The sequence below is a fragment of the Shimazuella sp. NTD247 genome, from assembly GCF_059510415.1.
Window position 1 is genome coordinate 26,783 of the sequence record NZ_JCAJZU010000001.1, and the last position, 19,852, is coordinate 46,634.

General features: G+C 36.3%; 22 protein-coding genes and 1 riboswitch. Of the genes, 20 read left to right on the top strand and 2 right to left on the bottom strand.

The features are described from left to right. The first annotated feature begins 163 nt into the window (after positions 1-163). The 6 genes from AC5WOC_RS00090 to AC5WOC_RS00115 all read left to right on the top strand — a co-directional run bounded on the left by AC5WOC_RS00090 (position 164) and on the right by AC5WOC_RS00115 (position 4,560). Complete coding sequence (locus AC5WOC_RS00090) at positions 164-625, top strand: hypothetical protein (RefSeq protein WP_496053375.1); 462 nt, start codon at positions 164-166, stop codon at positions 623-625. A 320-nt stretch (positions 626-945) separates the two neighbouring features. Beyond that, positions 946-2,388, top strand: coding sequence for an HNH endonuclease (locus AC5WOC_RS00095; RefSeq protein ID WP_496053376.1), 1,443 nt, complete (start codon positions 946-948; stop codon positions 2,386-2,388). Positions 2,389-2,423: 35 nt separating this feature from the next. Beyond that, positions 2,424-2,927: a hypothetical protein gene (locus AC5WOC_RS00100; RefSeq protein WP_496053377.1), complete on the top strand. Its 504-nt coding sequence runs from the start codon at positions 2,424-2,426 to the stop codon at positions 2,925-2,927. Positions 2,928-3,549: 622 nt separating this feature from the next. Beyond that, positions 3,550-3,723 carry a hypothetical protein gene (locus AC5WOC_RS00105; protein ID WP_496053378.1) on the top strand — a complete coding sequence of 58 codons (174 nt, stop codon included), beginning with the start codon at positions 3,550-3,552 and terminating at the stop codon, positions 3,721-3,723. A 6-nt stretch (positions 3,724-3,729) separates the two neighbouring features. Next, complete coding sequence (locus tag AC5WOC_RS00110) at positions 3,730-3,951, top strand: hypothetical protein (RefSeq protein WP_496053379.1); 222 nt, start codon at positions 3,730-3,732, stop codon at positions 3,949-3,951. 231 nt (positions 3,952-4,182) lie between these two features. Then, the gene (locus AC5WOC_RS00115) at positions 4,183-4,560 is read left to right on the top strand and encodes a hypothetical protein (RefSeq protein WP_496053380.1); all 378 of its coding nucleotides are present in this window, start codon (positions 4,183-4,185) and stop codon (positions 4,558-4,560) included. A 345-nt stretch (positions 4,561-4,905) separates the two neighbouring features. Here AC5WOC_RS00115 and AC5WOC_RS00120 read toward each other — a convergent pair whose 3' ends face one another. After that, positions 4,906-5,037 carry a hypothetical protein gene (locus AC5WOC_RS00120; RefSeq protein ID WP_496053381.1) on the bottom strand — a complete coding sequence of 44 codons (132 nt, stop codon included), beginning with the start codon at positions 5,035-5,037 and terminating at the stop codon, positions 4,906-4,908. 284 nt (positions 5,038-5,321) lie between these two features. Between AC5WOC_RS00120 and AC5WOC_RS00125 the strand changes: the two genes are divergently transcribed. Next, positions 5,322-6,044, top strand: a complete 723-nt coding sequence (locus AC5WOC_RS00125; protein ID WP_496053382.1) for a methyltransferase domain-containing protein — start codon at positions 5,322-5,324, stop codon at positions 6,042-6,044. Positions 6,045-6,230: 186 nt separating this feature from the next. On the opposite strand, the gene AC5WOC_RS00130 is transcribed toward AC5WOC_RS00125, so the two are convergent. Beyond that, a complete protein-coding gene (locus AC5WOC_RS00130) occupies positions 6,231-6,533 on the bottom strand; it encodes a hypothetical protein (RefSeq protein WP_496053383.1) in 303 nt (100 codons plus the stop codon). Positions 6,534-7,159: 626 nt separating this feature from the next. Here AC5WOC_RS00130 and AC5WOC_RS00135 point away from each other — a divergent pair. The 13 genes from AC5WOC_RS00135 to AC5WOC_RS00195 all read left to right on the top strand — a co-directional run bounded on the left by AC5WOC_RS00135 (position 7,160) and on the right by AC5WOC_RS00195 (position 19,797). Further along, the gene (locus tag AC5WOC_RS00135) at positions 7,160-7,525 is read left to right on the top strand and encodes a hypothetical protein (protein ID WP_496053384.1); all 366 of its coding nucleotides are present in this window, start codon (positions 7,160-7,162) and stop codon (positions 7,523-7,525) included. A 419-nt stretch (positions 7,526-7,944) separates the two neighbouring features. Continuing rightward, positions 7,945-8,136: a hypothetical protein gene (locus AC5WOC_RS00140; RefSeq protein ID WP_496053385.1), complete on the top strand. Its 192-nt coding sequence runs from the start codon at positions 7,945-7,947 to the stop codon at positions 8,134-8,136. 904 nt (positions 8,137-9,040) lie between these two features. After that, positions 9,041-9,433 (top strand): hypothetical protein, encoded by a 393-nt coding sequence (locus tag AC5WOC_RS00145; protein WP_496053386.1) that lies wholly within the window; start codon positions 9,041-9,043, stop codon positions 9,431-9,433. Positions 9,434-10,365: 932 nt separating this feature from the next. Beyond that, on the top strand, positions 10,366-10,548 hold the full coding sequence (locus tag AC5WOC_RS00150) for a hypothetical protein (RefSeq protein WP_496053387.1): 183 nt from the start codon (positions 10,366-10,368) through the stop codon (positions 10,546-10,548). 778 nt (positions 10,549-11,326) lie between these two features. Next, a riboswitch (Fluoride riboswitch) is annotated at positions 11,327-11,387 on the top strand. A 43-nt stretch (positions 11,388-11,430) separates the two neighbouring features. Then, positions 11,431-11,835 (top strand): fluoride efflux transporter CrcB, encoded by a 405-nt coding sequence (gene crcB / locus AC5WOC_RS00155; protein ID WP_496053388.1) that lies wholly within the window; start codon positions 11,431-11,433, stop codon positions 11,833-11,835. Beyond that, positions 11,835-12,203 (top strand): fluoride efflux transporter CrcB, encoded by a 369-nt coding sequence (crcB, locus tag AC5WOC_RS00160; RefSeq protein ID WP_496054130.1) that lies wholly within the window; start codon positions 11,835-11,837, stop codon positions 12,201-12,203. The genes crcB (AC5WOC_RS00155) and crcB (AC5WOC_RS00160) overlap by 1 nt, the downstream gene beginning before the upstream one ends. Positions 12,204-12,393: 190 nt before the next feature. Then, a complete protein-coding gene (locus AC5WOC_RS00165; RefSeq protein WP_496053389.1) occupies positions 12,394-12,612 on the top strand; it encodes a hypothetical protein in 219 nt (72 codons plus the stop codon). A gap of 613 nt (positions 12,613-13,225) precedes the next feature. Further along, the gene (locus AC5WOC_RS00170; RefSeq protein WP_496053390.1) at positions 13,226-14,626 is read left to right on the top strand and encodes a hypothetical protein; all 1,401 of its coding nucleotides are present in this window, start codon (positions 13,226-13,228) and stop codon (positions 14,624-14,626) included. Positions 14,627-14,830: 204 nt separating this feature from the next. Next, entirely contained in the window at positions 14,831-15,331 is a 501-nt protein-coding gene (locus AC5WOC_RS00175; protein ID WP_496053391.1) for a PadR family transcriptional regulator, read from the top strand. A gap of 157 nt (positions 15,332-15,488) precedes the next feature. Next, positions 15,489-16,712, top strand: coding sequence for a cytochrome P450 (locus AC5WOC_RS00180; RefSeq protein ID WP_496053392.1), 1,224 nt, complete (start codon positions 15,489-15,491; stop codon positions 16,710-16,712). Positions 16,713-17,148: 436 nt separating this feature from the next. Continuing rightward, on the top strand, positions 17,149-17,427 hold the full coding sequence (locus AC5WOC_RS00185) for a YbyB family protein (RefSeq protein ID WP_496053393.1): 279 nt from the start codon (positions 17,149-17,151) through the stop codon (positions 17,425-17,427). Between the two features lie 402 nt (positions 17,428-17,829). Beyond that, positions 17,830-18,102: a hypothetical protein gene (locus AC5WOC_RS00190; RefSeq protein WP_496053394.1), complete on the top strand. Its 273-nt coding sequence runs from the start codon at positions 17,830-17,832 to the stop codon at positions 18,100-18,102. Positions 18,103-18,240: 138 nt separating this feature from the next. Next, positions 18,241-19,797 carry an MDR family MFS transporter gene (locus AC5WOC_RS00195; protein ID WP_496053395.1) on the top strand — a complete coding sequence of 519 codons (1,557 nt, stop codon included), beginning with the start codon at positions 18,241-18,243 and terminating at the stop codon, positions 19,795-19,797. The last annotated feature ends 55 nt before the right edge of the window (positions 19,798-19,852 follow it).

The following is a 19,852-nucleotide window of genomic DNA, read 5'->3' on the forward strand; positions in this document are numbered from 1 at the left end:
AGGCAGACGATTACTTGCCGAGGGGCTCTCGGTCTAAGCTTTGTAAATTTCCTTATAGTATGGAGGATTACCCAAGAATCCCATGGTGTCAAAGGAAACAATTGATATTGAAGGGTATTATTATGTAAAATATTCACATAGTAATCCCTTTTAGGAGAAAGACATGGACACATCCATCACACCATTCAAAGTTGAGCACATGGTTCGGACACTTTCGAAAGCGTGTAACCGCAACTTTGAGCCAACTCTAAATTCGGAAACCAACACTTGGTTTATTGATGTGGAAGAGCTGAGGGAGTGCAGCCACATTCTGCACAAGGTACTCGCTTCCCTGACAGGCAAGTCATACCATGACTGCACCGCCGGACACCACATTTGCAGGATTAAGATGGAGTTTAGGAAAGCAGGTAAGAAGTCGACTGCCAAACGCTGGGTCAGCAAGACTTATGCATGGATTGATAGCCAATACGGTGGATACATCAATTCGATCCAAAGCACGTCGCTGATTATGTCATTGTTGGCTAAGCCCACTAATCCAGAGGGTAGAGATAAGGTCAGTGGTGAGGCAGCTGGGGATAACAGTCAGAACATGAAAGTCAAGAAGACCACGGTTATCCGAAGGTAGCTGAAGTACAGATTTCCGATGTGATTCGTTAGCTTCTGAAAGGATCTGACCTGCTGCTTCTTTGGATGTAGCAGGTCGCCTAATTTTACGCATAAAAAGTGAGAGGGAATCCTCACTTTTTATATTTTATATCACATCTAAACTTTTCTTATTCTGGCTGGCTATCGCTGGTCAGTTTTTTATTTTTTGCTTTCCTCATTTTAGTCTCTTTTTAATTCTTTAGTAAAAATAATACCCTTCATCATTTGTTAGAATATTATATAAAATAACAATTTTATATAATATAATTAAAATAGAAAAAATAGGAAGGGAGAAATGGCATGAAAAAGATAATTCTTCTTTGGATTTTTGTTTTAAGTTTAATGGCAGGTGGGTGTATTCCAAATCAACCTAAAGCAGATACTTCAAAGATAAAAATAAATAAACAAGTGGAAACCTTTCTGAATCAACTAGATGACTTAGAGAGTTTGACCGCACAAAGAGATACCCTATCAGTTCCGGATTCGTATACAAATCCAAAAATCGTAGAAGCTCTTTCCAAATTTAAAAAACAACCTCAATCTACTGAAGAGGCTGCTGAACAACAAGAAAAACTAATAGCAACAACACTTTCTTTTTACTATACAAAAGATAAACAAAAAGAACTTGATGATATACACCAAGAAGCGCTTGACCTACTAAGTGAAGTAAACAGTCAATCTGGAGAAAATAAAGCTTTAGTACAACAGGCAGTAAATAACTTTATAAAATTGACTGAAGCAGATATTAAGTCATTCAATGATGCTTTAAGTTTCATAAGTAGTGTAGATCCTGAACTGCCTAAATTTTCTTTTATTGGTGTTGCAGAAGCTAGTACGAGTAATTGCGATTGTAAAGAAATAAGTAGAACGAGAGTTTCACCTACACTTATCTTAATTAGATACCGTTGTATATGTAAAGTAACAATAAAACTCGTCCAAAATCAGGTGCAAAGTCAACGATTGGCAGCAAGATCGAGGATAGCCCTTAATGAATTACAAAATTTAAAAGCAATAGCAGATAAACAATATCCGAGAGATCGATCAGTTCCGACTAAGCATACTCCCAATTCCAATATGGGGAAGGTAGAAGCAGGTTCAAGAGGGAACAGATATGTAACTGATTACTTAGGCAATAAGGTTAAACTTAGAGGTAACAAATATTGGAATAAAGGAAAAGAAATTGAGATAAACGGGCAAAAAGATACTATAAAATATAGTAAGGACGGTTTTCCTGATTTTAAACGTTATACTACTTATGAAACCAAACTACAACAAAAAGATTGGTTTCAATCGGATACAGCTCAGTTTAACAAGTTGAACAGAGAACTCTATACGAAAATGAGTAATTCTCCTTCTTTAAAAGGAAAAGTCGATGATACATTTTTACGTGTCTTGCAACATGGAAATGGCATTGGAAACGGTAAAGTAAAGATGGAAAGTTTTCTGAAGGAAACACCTAATGTGGAGCAAATGGGTTTAACCACAGTAGATCAACTAATGCTAAAAAACGGATTAGGAGTAACTCCACAAACGTGGAATAAAATTAACAATGATCCCAACTTGAAAAGACAGTTACTTCAAAGTAATATGGATTGGATCAAAAAAGGACAAACCCCTATTGGCTATGTGTGGAATCACAACGAAACTCCAGGCAGAATGCAACTTGTTGATCAACAAGTACATGATATGATTCCACATACTGGAGGTCGAACTGTCTGGGGCGGGGGAAATTACTACAGGTAAAAGATAACTGAAACGAGTTAGGAAAGGATGCGGGAATGATGTTTGATCATGAATGGAAGCAAAAAATTATTGCTTCCTATGATGAAAAACGAGAAGCTACTCTAGATGTATTAAAGAAAATATTAAATTTTCCTTTTCATCCAGATACCCATCTCATTTTATTTGAGATACAAGGTTATTCTGGAACCTTTGGATTTACCCCTTTTGCTATGAAAGATAGTGATTATCATATAGACGAAGATGCATTTGGTACTCCTTTATATAAAACCCAATTTGGTAAGTTATCCTTCGGGTTTCTAGCTTATAATCACTTAGATGAAGTCAAACAAATGAGTTCTGAAGAAATTGGGGAGTTAGATGATTTAGCAATTGATTATCTATGTGAATGGTTTGCTAATTTATATCACGAAGCAAGTGGAAACTCTCCAATCACTGGTATGATCCAGATACACGACACGACGGGAGTGTACTCTCTACAAGAAAGAGAATGGCTTACAGAAGAAGAATTCGAAGATTATTTTGAAACAAAAGAGGATTAGGTTTATGTGATTAAACTTCATAGGATGGACAGAAAGATAGAGTAAGGAAGTTATCAATAATGCAGTATTAGGGATAGGCCGCTGATATGAAAATTCGCCACCTTCACAGGTGGTTTTGTTGTGTTTGTACAGCTTGACGATGTTTTCCTATCATTAAATCACGGTCATATGAACGTGTTTTTAATTTATATCGCCATATTCGAACTCTACGTGGTCAAATTCAATAAATATATCAAGGTAATATAGGATTTCCCTTAATTTTATTTTCGTTCGTCTCAGAGGAAAATAGATGCCTATTTTATATACAAGAGTTGATAGAATGATTCGAATACTCAAAAAAAGGAACATCGTCCAATTGAAAGGTGGTCAGCGTGGAGTTTTATTCTACATTAATCGTAGGATTTTATATTATCAGACTATAAATGAAGTATATCACAAGTGGTATAATCAAGAAAATTATGTCTTTATGGTGAATTTTTTGTCCGGATTGAAATGAGAATTGAGTGGAAGAGGGTATAGCGCAAAAATAGTTAGAGGACGAACCATTTCAGCAGATCATGGGGAAGGATTTGAAAATGGAGTAATAAATAGAATCGATAAACAATCACATAAGGAAAAGGAATTGAAAAAGCGATTAGAAAAACAATTAAAAAGGCGCAAAAAAAGAGAGGCTGAAATAAAGCGATCTATCTCAAATAAGGAAGAGAAAAGAAAATTAACTAAATTGGAAAAAGCTCGTATTGCAGCAAAACTAATATCAAATAATCCAAAGATGAGAGGTAGTCGCAAACGATGAACCATCATGCGTGCAGTCAAGTACAATTACCCTAATAAATGGAATTTATCTGACGAGTACAGCAGCAAAGGAGGATTGGGATGTTTGAACGAATTTCTTAAGATTCTTGCTTATCCATTCTCTAATATGATGAGAGGTGGACTTAATAAGAGAGCATCTAAAGTGCTCCATATAGCTCAAAAAGAAGCGTTACGTCTAGGGCATAGTGCACAGTTACGTTTTGCGTAACTCAGGTTTAGTGGCGCTTTTTTATTTGTTTTCGTTATAAGCCAATTCAGACGACAATAACACTATTATACAGATCGGCGTATATAGTTTTCGGATACGAACAACGTTACAATCATCTGATTACTAAAATAGTAAGAGTATGTTAGATGATAATATTGGTATTAAAGAATTGTTCTATTCTATAATGGGTTTAGGCTGAAATACAGTCTGTGACTTTGAGAGGATTCTCACATGAACAAACTAACGCTTAAATCTGTTCTTGGAGATTATTGGGAGATCGAATACGATGATGCTTACACAATTCATAATCACGAGATTGGCAGCACCAAGCTAAATGGAGATCCACAAGAACCGCGTGAGACTGTCACTTTGGGTAAGTTCTCCAATCCCAAGAAAGAGTATCTTCTAGTTGTTGAACGCAAATCTGTAGACCTTATTCGAGTAGAGAAGTCTCGTTGGAATACGTTCATAGATAGGTCGCAAACAGAGGTTGTGAAAAATAATCCTCTCTGTGATCCTAAATATCGAACAAATACGATTCAAGTAGGAAAATCAGAGATTCTAGAAGACAACGGCGAGATTAAGTGTTCAATTAAGCGTTTGAAGTAGCATTTACTTCATGTTCTTTGCTGGAATCCTAGTAAATGTGCACACCTGATGCACTCGTCTGGTCAACATCCAGTTGTCCAGGCAGCCGAATACGAGGAAAGTATATACATGAGAGTCGTCAGATGACGGCTTTTTTCATTTGCACACAAAAATGATCGCCATGCTCAAAACAGGAGCCAAAATCAGCGATCGAACAGAAAGCATCGTCGATGTCAATCGCTTGATCAATTGTTATCAGATTATGTACACGAAGAAACGTGGGGGATCGTGCGTTTGAGGATTTGAAAGTAGGTGGATCAACGAGAAATTCGCAACTAGTTCGTGAATCTTAGAATAGGGAAAGTGTCATATTTTAAATTCCTGAGTCTCTTCAGTCTGGAGGTTCGTTTGAAAAGTACTATTATCTACAACGACAAGTAGGAAACGGCTACCGTCTTCATATTCTTGGAAAATAGTAGTTCCTCTATACCAGACCATGAATGTTTCACACCTTATCGGATTTGTTTTTTTATATGACTGTAGCTTGTTCTAATAATTTTTTATAATCTGTCTCTCTGCAGGAAAAGGTTTATACTATACAGTATTAGTTGGGAATGAGTTTCGCGCATTGTATTGAAGTTGGATAGAAAACAATTTGTTTTTCCCCTTCATCCTTATATAAAGCCAATTAACATAAAGTGACATTTTATTAAATTAGTATTTTTTAGCGTTTATAAAAGTATAGTAAATTGGGAAAATGACTCAGTTAAGGGAATGATGAAATGAAGAAAAAAGGAAAATACGGGATAGATGCTCCCTATGTACCGTTGATGTTTTTTGCTTTAGGTCTGGTGTTCGTTTCATTTGGTTTGGTTTTCATTAGTCAAAGGTATTCATGGTTTTATTGGCTTTTCATATTGGGAGCTTTCTATTTAATATGCGGGTCTATTTATTTACATTCGACTTTTCGTGGAAAGTTTAATATTTGGGAGAAGATCTTTGATCATCTATCCATTCATCCAGATTCAGAAATATTGGATTTAGGGTGTGGCAGAGGAGCTGTTTTGGTGATTGCTGCTAAACGGCTTGGGAATAAAGGGAAAGTAGTGGGTGTTGATATATGGAGAAGCATGGATCAGTCTGGTAATAAAATAAACGTTACAAAACATAATTCAGTATTGGAAGGTGTTGATGAAAAGATTGAGTTGAAGACCGCCAATATGATGGATTTACCGTTTGAAGATGAGCGTTTTGATTATGTGACGAGCAATGTTGCTATTCACAATATCAAAGATCAAGCAGGAAGAAAAAAGGCTTTAACAGAAGCCTATCGTGTATTAAAAAAAGGCGGAATTCTTATCATAGCTGATTTAAGTAAATCAAAAGAATATGTGGAAGTTCTAAATTCGATGGGGATGAAAAATGTTCAAATGAAAGATGCTGGGTGGCAAGGTTGGTGGTCTGGCCCGTGGGTACCTACAAAGATTGTTAGCGCTAGGAAATAAACTATGACGAGTTTCCTTATTCTCTATTTCTGACATTAAGTGAATCTTAAAAGAGAAATCGGTAGATCTGGATCGTTTACAATGATCTGGACAGAAAAAACAACGTCACTTACACTCATCAAAAGAGCAGATTCTATGTTAGAGAGTCTGCTCTTTTGATGAGAATATGTAATTTTTGGGGATAACCTATTCTGTTAAATCATCCACTTCATAGCCAATTCGTGCAATAGTCTGACGTAAGTTATCTGTCATTTCACCAGTAAACCTTTTTTCTTTTCCGGTAAACAACGAAACATCACATTGGGTAACTTTTGTTGTCCTTGTATTACTTCTTCTATATTGTAGGAGTGTTCCAGCTTTGCTTTGCTGTTCTTCTGAAAGTACCAAACAAATTTTTCGAAGAGAATTAGTCGTGCCCGATGTTTCAATCAGAATGAGGCTAATTGAAACATCGAGCGTTGTTTTACAGAAAAGAGGTTGCTTCGTCACAACCCGTGCAAACTTCCAGACTGTAGAGAAAATTCTTCAGTTGCCGCATCTGTGTAGGAGTGTAGTTCTTCTCTCGACTTGTACGCTCAACGACCTTATTGATGATAGACTCCCGTGAGTAATTATCCGTCTCTCGGAAAAAGTCGATCACCCTGCTAGTAGCCCGAGCAGACTTTGTGGGCTTCAGAGGGTGGCAGTGAAGCTTGGTGGACTGCTCATCAGACATGTATTTTCTCTTTCTGTGTGAAGAATCATTATTACCTATTTATTATAATAATTAGTAAGTTGTTTGTAAATCTATCAATTTAAGTAGGTTACATTGAACTCGAATGATAGACGAGTATCGATGTAATCAAATTGCATAGTTGGTTTAACTTTCAGTATCCCATCCTCATGATGGTGATCAATACTATTTGCCCTGATTCTGTCATCGGATTGATTTGAGATTTGAACTTTTTAATCCATTGATACTCATTTATAATGGGTATAAGGTTTTTATTTCCTACACGCCTACTGGAGCTGTGATGTTTGACTATGTTGGTATGCACGAGGTTCCTTTCATCGTCCGACCGAATACAGATGGCACCTTTCAGATCGTGGGGAGGTTCGAGGGTTTTATTCGGCACATGCGTCACCGATTCGAAATGTCTGCATCAGTTTCCAATGAAATGGAGATCGTTATTGGGCATTCAAATCGTCAGAATGAAGAAGTTACTGGTTCTCTGTGGATGAATAACACAGCAATGACCTTTTCTTACAAGGGTGCCGATTTTCGTACGCCTCTGGAAGGCCATTCAGAGTTCGTCGTGTCAACAGATGGACCGTCTATCTTTTTCGAAAAGGATGGACTCATGCTTGAGTCTGCTCAAGTGCAGAAGGAATCGGAGACGTTCAAGACCCCTCCGAGTTTCCGCATTACTTATGCAGAACTCTTCGAGTTGAGTTTCCTTCCTTTGAACGAGTGGGTAGCTAAGTACACTTGTTCCAAGTAGGTGAGCGTGACCACTTGAGTTGATCTTCGGATTGATTCAGGTGGTCACTGTCGTATTGTGATGAGAAGTAGTAGGAAAGAAGGACCAGACCTATCCATTTTCCTGATTTTGATAACGTATTATTCATATTAAACTAGAATCCTTTCTTAAAATAGATATAAAATCATTGATTCTCTTTCGATATTTCTCGCTAGTTTTCGGATATCATTTTCCCAATTATTCAAGAAGATAGAGGAAATAAAATTGAATAAACATATTGAAGAGAAATGGTTCCTGTAAATTGCAAAAAGACCGAATAAGGGGAAATTTACATTTTGGAAACAAATTGTATATTTTTTTGAAAAAAATTCCCACTAGAATAAAAAATGTAACCAGAAGAGGGATAATCATTTCCTCATCGAGCTACCTAGGAGAAAAACTTGTCTGGTATCAGTGGTAATATTGGTAAGGAATACACGAAGAAGACGGACTGTCCTGAGGAAATCCCTGGGGAACAGCAGAGGAATGCTGAGATTTTGTGGGAGGCAAGGAAGGATGAGAACCATCCTCTTCTGCTAGCGGCTCTGGGAAAGAAGCCGCAGACTGCACTGGACAGTGAAAATAGCTCCTGAGGGAGCACGGTGAGCTGCTATGTCTTCGGATGTAGCAGGTCGCCCGCTTTTAAGAGCCTGCGTGCAAATTTTATCCTAGTATAGAGCTGATATGGAAGTCCTATGGGAGACGTTGAATGAGATGTTCCAAATAGTAATAAAGATTTTAATTACCCAAATTATAGTGATAAAATAAAAAAATGACAGATAACCCATCTGTCATAACATAGGGAGATGATCATGCGATCGATCATTGCATTCATCTGTAGCCTTGTGGGATTATGCGGTCATAAAGCTCTTTCCACATGTGGTTACTGTGGTAACTGCTCCTCTTGCTGTGATGGGTTTGACTGTCGCACGTAATGAGCTGCTCCTATTGTGTCTGCTGAGTCTATCTATAAGATTGTTCAGCAGACACCCAATTTTACAAATTAGAAAACGAAGGTTTTCCCTCTCTTGTGGCATTCTATATCAACTTCTAAAATCTCTCTATTTCTGGATGGCTGTAAAAGAAGAAATTTAGGGATAAACGAACAGTTTCTATATTAATAGAAAAGACAATAAATTTTGTCAAAGAACAAGGAATCCAAAAATGATTACTAGATTAAAGAAAAAATTATCCAATGTTAGCTGTTAATCAAGGCTACGGATTTTCATGAAAATGAATAAGAATCATTTAGGATGGCTGTTTGGATGCTATCCTTTATTTATTAATAATGTCCTTCTCCGCTGTCTAGCAAGTGCAGAATCACTGAAACTTTTGGTTGATCGGTATCTTTGAGAGTCGGAAAGAGGAAAGGATTCTTTTTTTGATGTACATAGAGGACGTTATCTGTATTCGCTATACGATAAGAAGGAGTATAGTAACTTTGGAGGTTAACAAATATAATAAGAATAAGTTCGTTCTAGTGATTGGGAGATCACCATGTCTGAGAATGAAGAGTTCTATTTTCATAAATCTCCTGAGTGGGGAGTGCTTAATGCGCTTGCCGATGAAGAACTCACGGAGCTGATGCTACAAGAGTTCCCTAGTCTGTTCAAGAAACTCAGTGAAAACTACAAATTTCAGGTGTGGAACGTGCTTACTCTACGGATTAAGAACCCTAAGGATTGTGACATCAGTGGTATGTTCATTCAGGTTGGGAGTGCTCCATTGATTTCCGAATTTGATCTGATGATCGGTGCACTACTCACGGCGCGACGAGAAACTCTTGTGAAGCTGTACTTCAAATTGTTCACCTTCGTTGCTACAGATGAGGACAAGCATATTCTGCTGGCTCGCATGCAGAAAAGGGAAGAGATCCGTCGCTCTCTGTAACATCTGGTATTTCGGACTAGTACCAACTCACCGCATCGGTGATCACCCACCCCTGTCAGCAGCAAGATGGCTGATAGGGATGAGCAAATTATTTCTCTATTAAAATAAATAAACATAACTCTCACCTTTTACTAGGTATATGCAAGATCTGTTAAATCGAGAGAGGGAATCACTTTTTTGATTCTGTTTTAAACTTGCTTGAGAATTAGGATGCATTTCTCTTAATGGTGAATTCTGCTGTGATTATAAACACATTGATTGCAGACGAAAAAGGATATGATTGAGATGGATTCCCAATGACAATGTGTAGAGTAAGTGGGAGCCGTACGTTATATTAAATCAAAGGAAAATAGAAGAGCTGATTCGTGATTTTTCAGTCAAGTAGAAATTTTCCAGATGGAACTGTTGCTAAGATGGTTGTTCCTTAGATGGAGACTATCTGCGAATTAGAGCACAAAACGGTTCACACCCATTTAGGAGGATAGCAAATATGAAACAGGTGATAATTTTTAGATCAAATTCAGAAGAGCATATACAAAAAACAATTAATAACTGGATTATAGCGAATCATAGAAAAAATGAAATTCTGGATATTAAATTAAGCTCCTATCAAGATAATAATTATTCTACCATGCATCATTTTACAGCTATGATTATCTACGAGAAGTAGAATAGCAACCCAGTCACAAACCAACACATGAGTTATTGTTGTAAGCATAAGAAGAGGATGGAATCGAGAACAATCCAAAACTAACATTTCTGGTGTATTTCTTATTAAATTATTGGGACCATCTAAGGAGTGCTTTACAGAACAATCATAGGTATGGGCAAATAACCAGCACCTTGCAACTAAGAGATAACAGAAATCATATAATGGAATCTCTGACGAATCGGGACTCAAACTATCATACTATGATTCAGGAGGTTAATACTTGAAAAAAGACAAACAATTAGGTATAGAAATTAGGGGCACTATCTTTGCAAAAGATGAACAAACAAATATGAACCACGATGAGTTTTTGGATAAATTTATTGCGTTTGTGGAGAAAAATAATTGGTTATTTGGAGGAGGAACAAAGCAAATAGATGAGAACGGAGAGGAGTTAAATAATTAAATATCTGTTATCCATCAACTCAACTGCCAACAAGATCATTATTTTTGGCGAAATTGTTAATGGATAGATATCTTGATCGAAGATTATTCCTTATAGGAATGCTCTCTTGGTGGTTGAACTTAAATTAATTTTAATCAACAAAATGAGTACAAATATGAATAATATCTTGCAAGGTTAATGAACATACCCAATTTTTTCATCTTTCAACATACAGTATCTTAAATTTTTTAAATGACTTGCAAACCAAGCTTAACGTGTCGAAGACATTAAAACAAGAGGGTCACCCCTCTTGTTTTTGTTCTCTAAGTTTGTAACTCATATATTATAAGGTTTAAGTTGTCTTCTGTGGTGTTCCATTCATTTGGGGTCAGGATAATTCTTTCGATAAGAAACACTCCCTTTTTGTAGATTCACTAATATTTATATTATACCATCTATTCAAAATAAAGGGAACGATAAAAAAGGAAATAAAAGTGGTAACCTGGCGTATATGTTAACGAGCGTTAAGCAAGAGAGATTCACTCCTCTCATAGAGTTCAACACTTTTTTCGAGAATTGTATTTACAAACATACAGTCAGTGGTATACTGTCATTACTTACAATTTTTGGATAGTTTTAGATGTGAAAAAACAAGCAGGTAGACTACTTTATGAGATAAGGGAAACATGGAGCTCACGGGTTCAGCTTGGTAATGAAGGATTCAGAAGACTACCATACCAAGAATCTTATAGTTTATCCGTGTGGAGTGTTAATTGTTCATATGTTAAACTGTATGAAAGTGAATCTAGGCGATGGAGTTCGCCATAACTGCTGACAAAGCTGATGACTCCTACCAGTATAAATACTGGTAGGAGTCTGTTTATTTTTAGGAGGCGATCTCATATGATTTATTGGGTAATTGGAATTGCAGGAGTAATTGGTGCATTACTTCGTTATTATGCAGGGATATGGATCCCGTCGAGTGAAGTGTGGGGATTTCCAATTGGAACCTTGACAGTGAACTATATTGGCTGTTTTTTACTTAGTTGGTTCACTATCTGGACTGTACAGATAAAAAATATTCCAAAATGGCTTCAGGTAGGCTTTTCTACTGGTTTCATTGGTTCTTTTACTACTTTTTCAACCTTTAGCTTAGAAATAGTAAAGATGATAAAAACTAGTTCATGGGTTATGGCGTTTCTTTATTTCTTACTAAGTTTATGGGGCGGTTTATTATTAGTTTGGTTTGGATACCAAATGGCAATGAAACAGAGAAAAAAGAAAGTGGTAGAAGGTGATTACGTATGATGATAAATAGTGTATTGGTGGGAGTTGGAGGTTTTTTAGGAGCCGTCTCTCGTTATATTATAAGCAGATGGCTAAATAAACCTATACCAAATTTTCCTTATGGAACGCTGATAGTGAATCTTTTAGGTGCTTTTTTATTGGGGTGGATCGCTGGAATACCCTTATCTGAACCTTGGATTTTATTAATCGGAACCGGTTTTATGGGTGCTTTTACTACGTTTTCCACTATGACATGGGAAAGTATTCAGTTGAAACAAAGACACGAGTGGAAAAAATTTTTAGTGTATATAGGAGTAAGCTATACATTTGGAATCCTTTTGGCGTTTGTTGGTTATTGGCTTGGAGTAAAAACGGGGCTGATGATTTAAAATTAAGTGAGAACTACACTTGATGAACTAATGCTTCATTCATCAATGTGCTTTGCAGCTGCAGATGTATCCTTCTGATAAAGAATCATAAAAAAACTGCTAATTACCTTTGCAAAGAATGAAGACTATTCAAACTCATCAATAAAGATAGTATAATATAATAGTCCGAATATAGAGATAAGGAATGAAAATGACAAGAAAGAAAGATAATGAAACATGGTACAGTGGTATTGTGAAGATCAAAGACAAGCCAGCTAAACGATTTGGTGTGGCTGAGCTGAAAGATGGAGAATACTCCCGTCTTATTGTTGAAGGGAGACTCGCTGTACAGATCGTTGATGGAGAACTAGAGATCGATTATGTATCCTATTATCCATCAGTTTTTTCTCCGATCGTTCTGATATTTTAACCTAATTATTTCCCTCTGTTGATAACAACAGAGGGAAAGCTATGTATAAGTAATATAACTGGAAGTTATTAAAGGTGATGATAATGTGTGTGGCTCTGATGTTACTTCAAAGAATAGACCAACCATGCAGCAATAGTAACATCAGAGCGTAATTTCGATATAATAACTAAATTTTAATATGATGATAAGCTATGGTTATAACCAAGGAAAAGTACTTTTTAAAAATTTTTTTGTAATTTTTGGTCCTGTCAATCGTAACCAAACTGAATTATTGGATTTCACACACAGTTCAAATGTTAAAAATGGGCAGCATAATCGTTCTATTGAAATAAACTCAGCAAGCTTTTTAATAATCAAAGAATCGTCAAATCATTTTACTGGTAGTCTAAAACAAAAATCAAGAATGAATATGTTGAATTTTCATCCGGTCTTTTGGAGAAAATTTTTTGATGATTTCTACCACTTTCATTGCTAATAGAACAGAAAAAATGGTTTTACTATATTCTTTGGTTGCCTTTGGCTTGCAGATAGGGAATATAAATATTATATTATCATAGCGTTCTATTATTTATTCTTTGTTCTAAATATTACTTAACAAGGAGACTATTGTATTATGCTCAAACTACGACCCTTTTTATATGCGCTATTTTTTCCGATGCTTTTAGTCGCATGTTCTAGTCAAATAAAAACGCTTACACAAACAGAAAAAACTAGTAATATATCCTCTGCTGAAGTTGCAAAAGCAATAGCTCCTTTTCTGCCAACCGGAGCGACATGGACTTTTCCAAAGTTTGGAGAGAATCGCACCCCTTTTTTCGCAGCAGATCTTGATAATGATCAATATGCAGAAGGAATTGGCTTATTCAAACAAAATGAGAAATTAGGAATAATTATTATTAAAAAGGAAGGTCAAAAATGGAAGAAAGCAACCGTAGAAACCTTCAATGGAGATGATTTTCAACTCGCTGAAGCAAAAGATTTAACGGAAGATCAACTACCTGAAATTGTTTTAAGTCTGCAAGAAGGATCTGAGATAGAAGCACAAACAAAAGTATTTCAGTGGAGTAAACAACATAAATTATCCCCTGTTCTCGATCAAATGACATATGCTACCGTAGTGGCAGATTTGGATCATGATCAGAAATCAGAATTAATTCTTTTTCAAAAATTATCAAACATGGAAACGGAGATCGTTCTTTACAAATCGAATCAAAATAAGCTTCTTCTAAAAGACGCAAAAAAAATTAATGGAACTGTTCAAATGGATTATATTACTGTTGGACAGGTGCAAAAAAATCGCAAAGGTATCGTTGCAGATATCTTTGAAGGTGCACACGGTGGAAAAGCTGGGATTTTCTACATCGATGACAATAAGCTGTACAATGCATTTGACGACCTTAAAAGTGATAAAAATTACCGATTATATAATATAAAAAGTCGAGACATGAATCATGACGGGATAATTGACATTCCATTCACGGATATTGTGAATAACAGCCAAAACCTTTCTAATGCTGAGCAGCCATCATTTTATAGCTGGTATAATTGGAGTGAAAATAATCAATTAAAATTAGTCTATCAACAATATGAAGATGATATTTTAGGTTTGCGCTTATCTTTTCCTTCACAATGGAGAGGAAAAATACAAGCATCCATTAATCCAGATACACGTGCTGTAAGTTTTGGTCTTCCCTTACCGCAAAATAAACTGACTATGTTAGTCTTGGCAGAAGTTTCGGCTGTTAAGAAATCCGATTGGCCAAAACTAAAACAAAGTTTAGACGCTTATCAAAAACTCGGAACATTTGACTATTCCATCATATCTGAGCAGAATGACACAGTATATATATCTACTATCTATAACAAAAAAGCAGCTCATCAGATGAATGCAGAAGAGACTTATGACCAGGCAAAACAGTCAGGAGTAATTCCTACACATTCTGATTTAAAAAAATGGACTGATATATATCATGCTGCAAATAGAGAATTTTTACAAATGCCGGCACTGCCCTAGTAATTTGTAATTTTGGTTATAAAGGAAATAGCAGTTTTAAACAAACAAGTGGAGGAAAAGCCAAATCCGAATCAACAGGAAAATTGGCTTTTTTTCTATGAATGAAAATCAGTATTATCTGTCTGCTAGATATTGATCGAATCTTTTTGTACTGTTATCATGTGAACAATTGATGGAAAAGAAATTTGAAAAGAGAAGGTAATTATGTATATTGATTTGTTGGTTCTACATCTGATTGAAATATCTCCTGTGCATGGGTATGAAATTAAAAAGAATATCCAAGATCAATTAGGGGAAGTAATCGATGTTAATCATAACTTGTTATATCCATCCCTCAGAAGATTTGAAGAGAAAGGAGCAATCATCAAAAAGGTAAGTGAACAAACTGGAAAACCCAATCGACATGTATACTACATCACAGATAAAGGCAAAGTTCTCCTTAGCGAAATGGTAAGTGATTTTCATGCCAAACATGCAAAGAATGATATTGAATTTTTAGTGAGAGTGGCCCTGTTTGACAGAATTAGTAAGAGCGATAAGATGCGTATATTGGACTTGCGAAAAAATCATCTCATTAAATTACTATCAAGAGAACCATCAGAAATCGAAAAAAATGAGTATACAGAAGAAGTACTGCGATTTTCAACAAATCGACTCCAAGAAGAGTTGAATTGGATAAATAATTTGATGCGAAAAGTAAAGTGAGTAATAAACAGAACCTAATAGGTTCTGTTTTTTGATTAGAAAGTGAAATAGGTTAAAGAGATAAATAATTCAAAATTTAGGAGATTATTCTCTTGATAATCGTAATTGCAATGTGGTAAATTAATATATGTTAAATTAACACAAAGGGGAAAATCTGATGAACAAAGAGATTATTTCCACCAATAATATTACGAATTTTTCATCTCGATCGATGGAATTTTTTCCGTTGGAATGGTACAAAAAGATGCTGCAAGATAATCCTGTTTATTATCATCAAGAAACGAATACATGGAATGTGTTTAAATATGAGCATGTAAAACAAGTGATGGGGGATTTTGAATTTTTTTCTAACGTGGGAACAAGAACGACGACAAGTGTGGGTACAGGTGAAAAGTTATCCCATAAATTGGCTTTGACTGATCTTGACCCTCCTCTGCATCGGAAAAGCCGTTCTCTGTTTTCATCTGCATTTACTCCTCGTAGTTTAAAAGAGTGGGAACCGAAAATTCAGAAGCTTGCTAATGATCTGGTAGCAGAAATCCCCGCTAATACAACGATTGATGTGGTACATAATCTAGCAGCACCTCTGCCTAGTCTAGTTATTGCGGATTTATTTGGAGTTGCAATAAAAGATAGGGTACAGTTTAAACAATGGGTGGATATATTGTTTCAACCATATGACCAGAGCAATGAAGCAGAAGTATTGGTAAAGAAGCAAGCAGCCGCAAAAGAGTATTATGAGTATTTGTACCCGATTGTGATAAACAAACGTACAGATGGTTCGGATGATATTATTTCTGATTTAATAAAAGTGGAAGTTGACGGAGAAAAATTTACAGATGATGAGATTGTCAAGGCAACCATGCTTTTATTAGGTGCAGGAGTCGAAACCACTAGCCATATGATTGCAAATACCTTTTATTCTTTTCTTTATGATGATAAAACGCTTTATGAGACGCTTCGAAACGATTTCAATTTAATACCAAACGCAGTAGAGGAAATGCTGCGGTATCGTTTCCATATCGCCAAAAGAAATCGTACAGTGAAAGTCGATAATGATTTATTAGGTGTACCGCTGAAAAAAGGAGACGTAGTAATTGCATGGATGAGTGCTGCTAATTTGGATGAAGATATGTTTGAAGATCCTTATACCATAAACATTCATCGCAAAAACAATAAAAAACATCTCACTTTTGGCAATGGTCCTCACTTCTGCCTTGGAGCACCACTAGCTCGATTGGAAGTGCAGATGGTATTACGATCGTTTTTGCAAAAGTTTTCTCGTATTGAGGCTGTTGCATCTTTCAATCTAGAAAGGAATTTGACAGAATCTGCGACAGGTCAATCATTAACTTCTTTGCCAATAAAAGTGTTTGTTTAGAAAGGAACCGTCTGACTTAAAAATCAGACGGTTTTCTGTATAAAGCATTATTCGAATATATATCACTATTTGTAGTGAATGTGCATCCTTTGACAATTCCATATGGCTGAACTTTAGGCGAACCGATTGGGCAGAGATCATGGAGCTGGACAGATTTATGAAACCTATAAATAGGAGACAATCTGATTCAGATTTATTTTGGACAAAGGTTACTGATTTAAGCAAATGATTGGTTTTGTCTTATCGTTAAAAGGATGTTATTTTTTATAAAAAATGATATATACTACGGAAACAAAGAAATCGACCGAATCATTCTATTTTTCGCAGTTGTTTTTTTCTCATACCTGCTTAGTACTTCTTATGCTTTCTTATCCTGTTTTATTCGGAATGATTGATTCGATAAAGATAGGGTAAACTACTTTCGAGGAGGGATAACATGTCTACTCAAAAGAAAGTATGGATGACAGGTCTAGCTTTATCAACCGTTGGTGTTGCAACTTATGTGTTAGCGAAAAAAAAATACCGTACAAAACTCATTGATGGATTTAGGGATATGTACACTGATTTACAATCGCCGCCCCCTGAAAAAGATCACTATAATCAAGATATAGAAACAAAGATAGGAAATCCTCACCCTCGTGATGAAGGGGATAATAATATGGTTTCGGAAGGGTCATTGTATTCGGTAACCTATTATAATGAGAAAAAAGATTAGAAGAAGACTCCTTGGCTCCTGTCAAGGAGTTTATTTGTGAGAGGCAGAAAATTGAATTAGACAAAAAAGTCTGATTCATTTATGATAAATCTGCAATAATGTCGCACAAAGGAGTAGCAATGGCCGCTAATTCCAATAAAAAGTGCAAGTGTAAGTGTGGTCCTCTCCATAAAGGGGGGAAGGGACGAGTGTATGTCATGTGATTGCACTTGTCCCCCAGTGATGAAAAACGGCAATACTACCTGTGTATGCTGTGGAGCTGCTGACACTGGGGTTATCAAGTAGGTAAATGAGTAGGTGTGACAAAGAGCCTTTCAGGTAATAACTTGAGAGGCTGCTACTTTCTATACAATCTATGTTTCTATATAATAATGATGTATCAACTACTACGAAGGAGCATTCATGTCGAAGCCTAGGGTGGAGAAGGATCGGATTACTTTTGTAAATTCTGATTTTACGTCCAAGAGGCAGGAGGGTCAGATCATTACCCCTACTGGTAAGACACTGAAATACATGTGGTATGGGCACATGATGAATGGGGAAATCGCTGAGAAGAATGTTGATGTATTCGATGGTAATGGAAAGAGGCTGAAGTTTCTTACTGTAGGCAGTGATCCATGGACATATGAGGGCATGACATTCGTGCACAACGGCGATTATTCTAACCTTCCTTAGCTTAGTAGTTACAACCGCTTCATTCGTCTTTCCATGAATGGAGCGGTTGCTCGTCTTTATGATAATTAGAGATGAATTCATTTTCTGTTCATAAAGTGTATTTATACTCTACTTATAAATACACGAAAGGATTTCGATATGATGAATAGTGTAAGTGCTAGTGTAGATTCTTACACACCAAGCAAAAGCAATAAAATACTCGTGATGATCGGACTCTTGTTAGGACTGATTTTTTCCGAATTGGATGAGACGGTAGTGAATACAGCACTGCCTACGATTATAAGAGATCTTGGCGGATTATCCTTGTACGGATGGGTCGCTGGCGTTTATATGCTTGCGATGTCCTCTTTTATGCCAATTTTGGGGAAATTAGCAGATTTGTTTGGCCGAAAAAAAATATACCTTGTTGCGATGACTCTCTTTATCGCTGGTTCTATTATTTGTGGATTTTCTCATTCGATGACTTGGCTACTCATCGGCAGGGGGATACAAGGGATGGGTGCAGGCGGTTTGATGCCTCTTGCCATGACGATTTCTAGTGATCTTTTTCCGATTGAGCAAAGAGCAAAAGTTCAAGCTTTTATGGGTCCGATTATGTTTATTCCGATGCTGCTCGGTCCTTTTATGGGTGGTTATTTTGTTGATAAATTGAGTTGGCATTGGATATTTTTTATTAATATTCCTGTTGGTTTAATTGCTGCATTTTTCCTGACTCTAGGTTTAAAAGAATCAAATGAAAAACAAAAAGTTTCCATCGATTGGACTGGAGCGGTTTTGTTAATGACGTCGATCGTATCGCTGCTCATCACACCTGTTTTAGTTGATAATAACGGCTATGCATGGAGTTCGCCATTGATTTTAAGTTTGTTGGGATTAGGTGTTGTTTTACTCGGTCTGTTCATTTGGGTAGAATCCAAAGTAAAAGAGCCGATTGTGCCTCTTCATTTATTTCGTAACCGAAATATCCTTGTACTGTCTTTGATTGTGTTTACAGTAGGCTTAGGATTGATGGGGTCGTTCTCTTCCTTCCCGTTTTATGCACAGCATGTATTGGGGCTTAGTCCGACTAATGCTGGTTATCTTACTCTGCCAATGATGGTAGGGGCAGTTTTATCATCTATGATTTGTGGATTTTTGCTGACGAAGGTGCGTTATCGTGAATTAATGGGAGTAGCATTTATTCTCCCAGTAATCGGTTTTTATTTGTTATGGCATATTCACCTTGGTACCACTGTCATTGATATTATTATCTTCCTTTGCATAACTGGTTTTGGTCTGGGTGTTTTATTTGGGGGAGATAACTTGATCATACAAGAATCTGTAGAAGATAAGCACAAAGGAGTTGCATTGGCAACAGTACCTTTGTTTCAAACGATTGGAGCTACAGTAGGAGTGAGTGTTTTTGGAACTATTTTGTCCTCTACGCTAATGAGCAAATTAGAGGGACTTGGAGATAAGCTGCCAAAAGGTTTATCTGAAAATGCAAGTCGCTTGGCATCTGGTGGAATTCCTAACAATCTCCCTCCTGATTTGGTTACTGCAATAAAGACGATGTTTGTAGAATCATTCCAACACATCTATTCCATTGCCTTTGTTTTGTCTGTAATCGTATTTATTTTATGTTGGTTTTTGAAGAAAGAAGTACTTTTATCGAAAGAAGAAAACACACAAGAAATCCAGATGAAAAGCGAATAGATCTTCCCAAAACAACCGACGCTAATAACAGTTGGTTGTTTTCTTTTTATCGGGG